This is a genomic window from Schlesneria paludicola DSM 18645 (genome assembly GCF_000255655.1).
Classification (GTDB): Bacteria; Planctomycetota; Planctomycetia; order Planctomycetales; family Planctomycetaceae; genus Schlesneria; species Schlesneria paludicola.
Window position 1 is genome coordinate 1 of the sequence record NZ_AHZR01000093.1, and the last position, 1,775, is coordinate 1,775.

At 58.0% G+C, this 1,775-nt stretch carries 1 protein-coding gene; it reads right to left on the reverse strand.

The genetic code is table 11. The annotated features are described in order from the left end of the window. Positions 1–1,745 (reverse strand): beta strand repeat-containing protein (locus OSO_RS41480; RefSeq protein ID WP_193378323.1); only part of this gene is annotated, 1,745 nt, incomplete at its 3' end. Between the last annotated feature and the right edge of the window lie 30 nt (positions 1,746–1,775).

Sequence of the window (1,775 nt, forward strand, 5' to 3'; positions counted from 1 at the left end):
CCAGAGAGGGTCAGCGTTCCCGATCCGACTTTGACGAGACTTCCGCTTCCGCTGATGACGCTGGCCACCGTCGTGCTGGTGGCATCGCCAACCGTCAGAGACGTGCCCTGGATTTGGACGAATGTCCCCGTGATCGCCGACAGCGAATCGAGAGTCACCGCGGCCCCAGATGTGATCGTCAGCGTATGCGTACCCGTCAGACTGATCGCTTCGTGATACGTGCCCGCATTCACAATGATCTGCCCGCTGGACGTCGACGCGGCTAACGCCTCCGTGACCGAGCCAAACGCATTCACGCCGTAAATCGCAGGCTGATTCAGAGGTGTCCCCAAATCGCCGTCCGCAATCACGGTCCCCAGCGTCAACCCCGTCCACGCGCTGTTCGAGACATACACCACATTCGGTGAACTCGCCTCGACAAGAACCACATCGTTCCCGTCTCCACCATTGAAAAACAGCCGGAACGAGTGACTGCCAACCGTCAGCGTCGCTCCGTTCAACGGAAGAGTACTCCCGTTCGTAATCGTCTGAGGTGTCGTCCCCGCATGGTCAATCAGTTTCAACAATTGATTCACTGACGGGGCCGAAAGATCTTTCGTGTTCACCACCGTCAAGGTCGAGCTGCTCAGATCCAGATTCCCACCGACTGTGAGCTGGCTGTAATCCGTACCAGGAGTCGTCCAACCACTGTTCACCGTGAACTGAAGCGTACCGCTCGATGTCAGGTCACCGGTGATCGTCATCAAGCCGGGCTTCATCGTCCCCTGATTCGTCACATTCCCCGTGATCGTCCCCGACCCGCTCAGAGTTCCACCAACGTTGACGCCAACATTACTCGTCACCGAGCCATTGATCTGAAGCGTCCCCGACGTAATCGTCGTCGCGCCGCTGTACGTACTCGCCCCCGACAGAGTCAACGTCCCTGAACCCGCTTTGATCAGATCACCCGTGCCGCTGATCACGCTCCCCAATGTCGTATTCGTCGAGTCTCCTACCGTCAGAGAACTCCCTTGAATCTGCACGAACGTGCCCGCAATCCCCGACAGAGAGTCGAAGCTCACCACAGCCCCAGCCGTGATCGTCAACGTATGCGTCCCCGTCAGACTCACCGACTCGTGATACGTTCCCGCATTCACGATCACCTGACTGTTCGACGTCGATCCCGACAGAGCCGCATTCACCGTCGTGAACGCCGTCACACCGACAATCGCTGGCTGATTCAACGGCGTTCCCAAATCGCCATCCGTGATCACCGTTCCGGGAGTCAAACCGGCCCACGCCGTACCGGACACGTAAACCACATTCGGTGTCGTCGCTTCAACGAGAACCACATCGTTCCCGTCTCCACCGTTGTAAAACAACTTGAACGAGTGGCTGCCCACTGTCAACGTCGCACCATCCGCCGGCAATGTGCTCCCGTTTGTCGTCGTCTTGTTCGTCGTCCCCGCGTGATTGATCAGTGTCAACAGTTGATTCACACCGGGAGCAGACGCATCCAACGTATTCAAAACCGACAGAGTCGAACCACTCAGATTCAGATTCCCACCCACCGTGAGCTGACTGTAATCCGTACCGGGTGTCGTCCAACCGCTGTTCACCGTGAACTGAATCGTACCGCTCGACGTCAGGTCACCGGTGATCGTCATCAAGCCCGGCTTCATCGTCCCCTGATTCGTCACATCACCAGAAACCGTGCCAGAACCGCTCAGCGTGCCGCTCGCACCAACGATCACGTTACCACTCACGGAACCGTCCAGCTGAAGTGTCCCGGCCGT